Origin of the sequence: Duganella flavida (assembly GCF_009857445.1) — a bacterium.
GTDB classification, from domain to species: Bacteria; Pseudomonadota; Gammaproteobacteria; order Burkholderiales; family Burkholderiaceae_D; genus Rugamonas; species Rugamonas flavida.
Window position 1 is genome coordinate 270,645 of the sequence record NZ_WWCN01000008.1, and the last position, 7,915, is coordinate 278,559.

Here is a 7,915-nt window from a genome sequence, read left to right on the forward strand (position 1 = left end):
TCCGTGCATAATTCCCATCAAGTAACAATCAAGTAACAAGCACAGACCGATGATGCCAATTTATCACTACGCCGTACCGGTGCATGACTAGTACCCTCTATAAGCGAATGCGCGCCCGCTTGAGCGCGCTGTATGGTCTGTCCATTTATGGCGCGCTGCTGCTGGTGGTATTTGGTGGACTGGTGATCCCGGCCATCATCGGCAGCTACCTGCTGATCGGCGTGCATGAACAGCAATCGGCGCGCGTCGCCCTCAACGAGTCGCTGCAGCGTAACGCCGATATTCTGGCGCTGGGCATGCAGGAATCCCTGTGGAATATGAATGCCGAATCGGCCCACTCGCTGGTCGAATCGGTGATGCGCGACCGCTCGGTGCTGCAAGTGCAGGTGGTCGGCCAGGCTGACACCCAATTCATGCACGTGCGTTCGCCGCGCGTCGCCAGTGGTAACGTTTATCGCGCCGAACGCGAGATCCTGGTGCGCGGCGAGCGTATCGGCCGCATCATGGTCGAGATGGACGACGCCCGCAGCCAACAAGAGCTGCGCGAGAAGCAGCTGTCCTACGTATTCGTGCTGGCGGCGCAGCTGACGGTGTCGCTGCTGCTGATCGTGCTGTTCCTGAATTCACGCCTGATTAAACCGCTGCGCAAATTGATGCGCTTCTCCGACCGCCTGTCCCACGGCGATTTCGAAACGCGCCTCGACGTCACCGGCAGCGATGAACTGGGCCGTCTGGCGCAGCAGCTGGAGCAGATGCGGGTAGCGATCAAGCGCTTGTTCGAAGATATCGGCCAGCGCGAGGAACGCTTCCGCACCATCGTCACGCAGGTGCCGGGCGCGGTGTTCCGCTTCCGCCCTGACGGCAAGATTGATTTCGTCTCCGACGCCATTGAAGATATCTCCGGCTACTCGGCCTCGCAATTCATGCGTAGCACCACCCACTCGTGGACCAACCTGATTGCACCGGAGGACCGCAAACGCCAGCGCCGTGTGATCGCGCAGGCCATCCGCGACGGCCAGTCCTACGAAGTTGAATACCGCATCGTCGATGCCTCCGGCGCCGAGCGCTGGGTGCTGGAAAATGGCCAGCCGCAGCCACCGGAACCGCACGGCGACCGCGAAGCGCCTTGGGTCGACGGCATCATCTCCGACATCAGCCAGCGCAAGCACAATGAAATGCGCATCGAAGCGCTACTGGCCGAGCAAAGCGCGATCCTGGATAACGTGATGTTCGGCGTGATGTTCGTGCGTCACCGTTCCATCGTTTCGGTCAACCGCCGCTGCGAAGAATTGTTCGGCTACGAGCCGGGCGCCATGACCGGCGACTCGACCGCCATGCTGTTCCTGAATGCGTTCGACTATGAATCGTCGGGCGCGCGTCAGTACCCATCGCTGTCGCAGGGCGACTACTTCAGCGAAGAACGCCAGTACCGCCGCAAGGACGGCACCGTATTCTGGTGCATGGTCAGCGGTTATGCGCTGGACCGCAACCGCGCCAACGAAGGCAGCATCTGGGTGTTCGCCGACATCACTGCACGCAAGGAGGCGGAAGAAAAAATACGCCTGGCAGCCACTGTGATCGAGCACATTGCCGACGGCGTCGTGGTGCTGGACGCGCAAGGCACCATCGTTGCCGTGAACCCGGCCTTCACGCTGATCACCGGTTACACCGAGGCCGAAGTGATCGGCAAGGACCGCACGCTGACGCGTTCCGGCCGCCACGACCCGGGGTTCTACGAAGAGATGTGGAAACAACAGGTGGAAGAGGGCTTCTGGCGCGGCGAGCTGTGGAATCTGCGCAAGAACGGTGAGTTATATCTGGAATTCCTGACCGTGAGCGCGGTGCGCGATCCGTACGGCGCCACCACGCACTATGTCGGCGTTTTCAGCGACATCACCAAGGCCAAGGAATCGCAGGAAAAGCTAGACCACCTGGCGCACCACGATCCGCTGACCGCGCTGCCAAACCGCTTGCTGTTCAACGACCGCTTGCAGCACGCCTTGCAGCGCGCCTCGCGCGACGGTGAGCAACTGGCGCTGCTGTTCATCGACCTTGACCGCTTCAAGAACGTCAACGACACACTTGGCCACCACATTGGCGATGAGCTGCTCAAGCAAGTCGCCAAGGCGCTGCAAGACCGCCTGCGCGAAGGCGATACGCTGGCGCGCTTGGGCGGCGACGAATTCATCGTCCTGCTGGAAAATATCGACAACCAGTACGGCGCCAGCCAGGTCGCGGAAAAACTGGTGCAGATGTTTGAAGAGCCGTTCATGGTGGCCGGCCATGAATTGTTCGTCACCTGCAGCGTGGGTATCAGCCTGTTCCCGGACGATGCCTCCGACCTGAATATGCTGATTCGTAACGCCGACGTGGCCATGTACCAGGCCAAGGCGCGCGGCCGCAATGGTTTCAGCTTCTACGCACCGTCGATGACGGGCGAGGGTGTTGAGCGCCTGCGGTTGGAGACATTCCTGCGCCGCTCGATCGAAAAAGAAGAGATCTTCCTCAATTACCAGCCGCAAGTCGAAATCGATACCGGCCGCTTGATCGGCGTGGAAGCGCTGGTGCGCTGGAACCATCCGGAGCTGGGCCTGATCCCGCCGATCCGCTTCATCCCGCTGGCAGAGGACACGGGCTTCATCAATCAGCTGGGCAAATGGGTGCTGCATGAATCCTGCCGCCAGATGGTGCGCTGGCAGGAGGCTGGCCTGCATGTGCCGAAAATTGCGGTCAACCTCTCGGCCAAACAATTTGAGCGCGGCTCGATCGTCAACATGGTGGCGGACATCTTGCAGGACACTGGACTGGAGCCGCAGCGCCTGCAGCTGGAAGTGACTGAGTCGGTGATTATGAACACCGGCGACGCGATGGTGTTCATCAACGACTTGCACTCGATCGGCGTAGCGCTGGCGATTGACGATTTCGGCACCGGTTATTCGTCGCTGGCTTATTTGAAGCAGCTGCCGGTGCAGACGCTGAAGATCGACCGCTCCTTCATCAAGGACATCTCGACTGACGTCAATGATGAAGCGATCGCGATTGCGATTATCCAGCTGGGCAAGAGCATGAACCTGTCCGTGATTGCGGAAGGTGTGGAGACCGAGGAGCAGGCAGCCTTCCTGCTGCGCCATGGCTGTAACCTGGCGCAGGGCTACTTCTACAGCCGTCCGCTGCTCGCTGATGATATGTACACTCGCTGGAAAAAATAAAAAAACGCAGGAGACTTTATGCAGGGAGCGAAAAAACCATCGCGGCGCCGGTTCATCCTGGGGGGGCTCGCAGTGACCGGGGCCTTGGTGGTCGGCTGGGGTGTCACTCCGCCGCGCCAGCGCCTGAATGGATCACACCATTTGCCGTTGAGCGGCGACGGCGTCGCGCTGAACGGCTGGGTAGGCATCAACAAGGACGGCACCATCAGCGTGGCCATGCCGCGTAGCGAGATGGGGCAGGGCGTGTACACGGCCTTGCCGATGCTGGTGGCGGAAGAGATGGACGTACCGCTGTCCGCCGTGCGCGTGGTACAAGCGCCCATCGATAAAATCTTTGGCAATATCGCCATGCTCAAAGACGGCCTGCCGTTCCATCCGGATGACACGGGGCGTTTGAAGTCCACCGTCAGCTGGGTAGTGGGCAAGGTTGCGCGCGAGCTGGGATTGATCATCACCGGCGGTTCGTCCAGCGTGAAGGATGCGTGGGAGCCGATGCGCGAAGCCGGCGCCACCGCGCGCGCCATGCTGGTTGCTGCTGCCGCCGCCGAATGGAAGGCGCGCGCGGAAGACTGCCGCACCGAGAATGGCCACGTGATCCACGCTGACGGACGCCAACTGGCGTATGGCGCGCTGGCCGAGAAGGCTGTCACCGCGGCCCCAGGCGAGGTGCGTCTGAAATCGCCGCAGGAATTTAAATTGATCGGCCATCCGCAACCGCGCCGTGACACGCCATCCAAAGTGAATGGCACTGCCATCTTCGGCATCGACGCGCGTCCGCCGGGCATGTTGTACGCGGCGGTGCGCATGTCGCCGGTCATCGGCGGTAAAGTAGGCAGCGTGAATAGCGCTGCCGTGCTGAAGATGCCGGGCGTGATGAAGGTGGTCGATTACGCGGGCGTGCTACCGGAGAAGACTGGCGCCGGCGCTGGCGTCGCGGTCATCGCCAAAAGCTTCTGGCAGGCCAGGCAAGCCGCGTTGGCGATGGAGATCAAATGGAATGACGGTCCACTGGCTGGCCTGTCCAGTGCCGCCATCTACGCCGACTTCGCGGCGAAGCTGGATAAGGAAGAGGGCTACGCCTATTACAAAGCAGGCGACATGGATGCGGTAGAGAGCAAGGCCGCAGGCGTCGCCAAAAGTTTGAAGGCCGAGTACCGCGCGCCGTTCCTTGCCCATGCGGCGATGGAGCCGGTCAACTGCACTGCGCAAGTCAAAGACGGCAAAGTGTTCCTGTGGGCGCCGACGCAATCGCCAGGCTTCGCGGTGGAGGTGGCGGCCAAGGTGGCCGGCGTTCCGGCGGAAAACGTGGTGCTGACAGTGACCATGCTGGGCGGCGGCTTTGGCCGCAGGCTGGATGTCGACATGGTCGCACAAGTAGTCGCCATCGCCAAACTGGCGGATGGCTACCCGGTGCAGCTGATCTGGACCCGCGAAGACGACACCACGCATGACGTCTACCGCCCGGCGTCACTGGCGCGCTTCAGCGCCACGCTGGATGCCAAGGGCAATGTACTGGGCTACGATAACAAGTCGGCCAGCGGCGCGATTTCGCACCAGTTCATGCAGCGCAATCTCGGCTTGCCGCCGGGAGGTCCGGACAAGACCACGGCCGAAGGCGAATTCGATATGCAGTACCACTTCGCCAACCAGCGCATCAGCCACGTAATCGTGGATAGCGCGGTGCCGCTTGGGTATTGGCGCTCGGTGGGTCATTCGCACAATGCCTTCTTCAAAGAGAGCTTCATCGACGAACTGGCGCATGCGGCTGGCAAGGACAGCGTGGCGTTCCGTCGTGAGCTGCTGGCCCAGCACCCGCGCCATCTGGCGGTGCTGGATGCGGCGGTGGCCAAGGCTGGTGCTGCGCCGGATGGCCGCGCGCATGGCGTGGCGCTGCACCAGTCATTCGGCACTATCGTCGCACAGGTGGCGGAGGTGTCGGTGGAAGGCACGGAGATCCGCGTGCACCGCGTTGTGTGCGCCATCGATTGCGGGCTGGCGGTGAATCCGAACACGATTGCGCAGCAGGCCGAATCGGGCGTGGTGTTTGGCTTGTCGGCCGCGCTGTTTGGGGCGGTGACCATCAAGGATGGTAAAGTTGAACAATCCAACTTCCATGATTATCCAGTGGTGCGCTTGAACCAGGCGCCGGAAGTGGAGACCATCATCTTGCCGAGTGCCGCGCATCCTGAGGGGATGGGCGAACCGGCCGTGCCGCCGATAGCACCGGCGGTGGCCAATGCCGTCTTCAAGCTGACGGGCAAACGCCTGCGCAGCCTACCGCTAACCCTATGAGGATATGAACGCCGCCTCCCGCCTGTCGATAGAATTTTTGCTGGCGCTGGGCTGCGGGGTGGTGTCGGCGGAGCCCTTGAAGCGCGAGAACGGCCAGCGCAGCGAGGAGTTGGTCGGCTACACCATCGACTATCTGCAGCGTAGTTTGCTTTGCTAACCAATGGTGAGCATCATGATATCGATTACCAATGCGGCCAGCGTGCAGGCCACGCACGCCGCCAGCCGGGAAGCGCCATTTTTTGGCACAGTAGCGCGGCCAAGTCTTCGGGATAGTTACATCAGCGTGGCCGATGCGCAGGAGTCGGCGGGGGTACGCCAGTCGATTGTGGATGACATGGACACTATCTCCTGAAATCCTTTGCCGACAAGGTGTTGGAGGATGATGCCGCAGGCGCGGTCTTCAGTTTTGACGTTTCCTCCGCCTCCGCAGAGTCCAGCCGCGCCGGTCATGCAACAGGAAATGTATTTGGCGAGATCCCGCCCGAAAATAAATAAATTTACAGCGCGTCGCGCAGCAAGGTGCGCAGGTTGCAGTCGCGCTGCCACTGGGCGCGCTCTTCGTTGTTGATGATCAGTTCCTGCATGTCTTCGTCGCTTTGCGCGGCGGTCGATTGCACCAGCCGGTGGGCGATGCCCGCATCCGGCAGCATGGTGCCGAAGAAGGCTACCATTTCGTGATGCTGGATTAGCAGGGTAGGGAAGTTTTCCACGTCCAGGTCGCCGACGATATCGGCATGGTCCTCGATGTCGATCCATATGAAAAATTTATCCGGATGGCGCTCGGCCACTTCATCGAAGGTGGCGCGGTAGCTTGCGCAGGTGCCGCACCATGCGGCGCACAGGCAGGCGACGATCCAATGGTCGCCCGCCACGGCGGCGGCTACGTCTTCGCGGTTTTCGGAATTCAGGGTCAGGCTAGCCATAATCACATCAGCAAACGGCGCTCTCAGCGCCCAAGGGCGTATTCTACCTCCCCGCGCGGGGTCGCGCCTGCTGGCGCGTCGGGTTAAAATACGGGATGCCTAACATTCTTGCCATTGAAACTTCGTCCGAAACCGCTTCCTGCGCGCTGCTGCGGGGCGATACCGTCATCAGCCGCGCCTCGAACGGCGTGCGTACCCATTCCCAATCCATTTTGCCGATGATCCAGGAGTTGCTGGCCGAAGCCGGTATCGCCTTGCAGGATTGCGATGCGGTGGCCTATGGCTCCGGTCCCGGCTCGTTCACCGGCGTGCGCACCGCCTGCGGCGTGGCGCAAGGGCTGGCGTTCGGCGGCAAGCTGCCGGCAGTGCCGGTGGTGACGTTGGACGCGATGGCGCTGGCCTGCCACCAGCAGCACGGCGCTGCCGAGGTACTGGTGGTGCTGGATGCGCGCATGGGCGAGGTCTATTGGGCGCAATATCGCTTTGAAAACGGCCAGCCAGTGGCAGTGCTACCGCCGGTGCTATCGCCTCCGGGTGATGTACAGCCGCAGGGGACGCCGGTCGTTTGCGGCAATGGTTTGTCGGCCTATGCGGAGGCTTTTCCGGCTGGTGGTTTTGCCGAGGTAATGCCGCATGCGGAGCAGGTTGCGCAACTGGCGGCGCTGGCGTTTGCCGCTGGCCGCACGGTGACGGCTGCCGAGGCGCAGCCGCTCTACCTGCGTAACAAGGTCGCCTACACGCAGGCTGAGCGCCGCGAAATGGCGGCCTCCAAGGAAGGTGGCGCATGACGGCGCCAGTCTGGGATCTGGCCCGGCTCAATTACGAGCCTATGCAAAAGACGGATCTGGATGATGTGTATGCGCTGGAGCAGAGCGTCTATCCGCATCCTTGGAGTATGGCCAATTTTGAAGATTCCTTGAGCAGCAATTACGAGGCCTGGGTGTTGCGCGACCAGGATGGTGATTTGCTCGGCTACTTCCTGTTGATGGCGGTGGTGGATGAGTCGCATTTGCTGAATGTGGCGGTATCGGCGGAGAAGCAGGGGCAGGGCCTTGGACGGTTTTTGCTGAACCAGGCCGTGGCGTGTTCGCGCGGGCTGGGCATGGAATCGGTGCTGCTGGAAGTGCGGCCGTCGAATACGCGGGCGCTGGAGATTTACGGGCGCTATGGATTTAAACAGATCGGTCGCCGCAAGGGTTACTACCCGGCGTCGAACGGGCAACGCGAGGACGCAATTGTGATGCGGTTTGGCATATGAGTCAGTCGGCACGTAGCACGGTATTCCTGCAGGAGATGGGGATAGGCGTGCAATGGAAGTTGCGCAACGCTGAAGAAGCGGCCGATCCATTCGTGGCGGCCGTGCAGGCGCTTGCCGACGGCGAGCCGGCAGATAACTGATGCTGAAAACGAGGATTATTACCGCTGTGGTCTTGCTGGCGGTGCTGCTGCCGGTCCTGTTCTTCAACTATTTCCCCGCGTTTGCCCTGGTGG

The 7,915-nt window shown here is 61.5% G+C and carries 8 protein-coding genes and 1 pseudogene; 8 read left to right on the forward strand and 1 reads right to left on the reverse strand.

From position 1 onward, the window contains the following. The first annotated feature begins 83 nt into the window (after positions 1–83). Genes GTP46_RS14985 through GTP46_RS15000 form a run of 4 tightly spaced genes read left to right on the forward strand, consistent with a single transcriptional unit; the run spans position 84 to position 5,853 of the window. The gene (locus GTP46_RS14985) at positions 84–3,209 is read left to right on the forward strand and encodes a bifunctional diguanylate cyclase/phosphodiesterase (protein ID WP_161007424.1); all 3,126 of its coding nucleotides are present in this window, start codon (positions 84–86) and stop codon (positions 3,207–3,209) included. A gap of 18 nt (positions 3,210–3,227) precedes the next feature. Further along, positions 3,228–5,501 (forward strand): xanthine dehydrogenase family protein molybdopterin-binding subunit, encoded by a 2,274-nt coding sequence (locus tag GTP46_RS14990; protein WP_161007425.1) that lies wholly within the window; start codon positions 3,228–3,230, stop codon positions 5,499–5,501. A 4-nt stretch (positions 5,502–5,505) separates the two neighbouring features. Next, a complete protein-coding gene (locus GTP46_RS14995) occupies positions 5,506–5,658 on the forward strand; it encodes a hypothetical protein (protein WP_161007426.1) in 153 nt (50 codons plus the stop codon). A gap of 15 nt (positions 5,659–5,673) precedes the next feature. Beyond that, complete coding sequence (locus GTP46_RS15000; protein WP_161007427.1) at positions 5,674–5,853, forward strand: hypothetical protein; 180 nt, start codon at positions 5,674–5,676, stop codon at positions 5,851–5,853. Between the two features lie 145 nt (positions 5,854–5,998). Here GTP46_RS15000 and GTP46_RS15005 read toward each other — a convergent pair whose 3' ends face one another. After that, the gene (locus GTP46_RS15005) at positions 5,999–6,424 is read right to left on the reverse strand and encodes a thioredoxin family protein (RefSeq protein ID WP_161007428.1); all 426 of its coding nucleotides are present in this window, start codon (positions 6,422–6,424) and stop codon (positions 5,999–6,001) included. Between the two features lie 95 nt (positions 6,425–6,519). On the opposite strand from GTP46_RS15005, the gene tsaB reads away from it, so the two are divergent. From tsaB to GTP46_RS15020, 4 genes and pseudogenes are all read left to right on the forward strand, one after another. Next, entirely contained in the window at positions 6,520–7,212 is a 693-nt protein-coding gene (gene tsaB, locus GTP46_RS15010) for a tRNA (adenosine(37)-N6)-threonylcarbamoyltransferase complex dimerization subunit type 1 TsaB (RefSeq protein WP_161007429.1), read from the forward strand. Then, positions 7,209–7,682: a ribosomal protein S18-alanine N-acetyltransferase gene (gene rimI / locus GTP46_RS15015; RefSeq protein ID WP_161007430.1), complete on the forward strand. Its 474-nt coding sequence runs from the start codon at positions 7,209–7,211 to the stop codon at positions 7,680–7,682. Before tsaB ends, rimI begins: the two co-directional genes overlap by 4 nt. Next, the gene (locus GTP46_RS29485; RefSeq protein ID WP_202414278.1) at positions 7,679–7,822 is read left to right on the forward strand and encodes a hypothetical protein; all 144 of its coding nucleotides are present in this window, start codon (positions 7,679–7,681) and stop codon (positions 7,820–7,822) included. Before rimI ends, GTP46_RS29485 begins: the two co-directional genes overlap by 4 nt. Then, positions 7,822–7,915: pseudogene (locus GTP46_RS15020) on the forward strand (phosphatidate cytidylyltransferase); the annotation flags it as partial. The gene GTP46_RS29485 and the pseudogene GTP46_RS15020, both read left to right, overlap by 1 nt.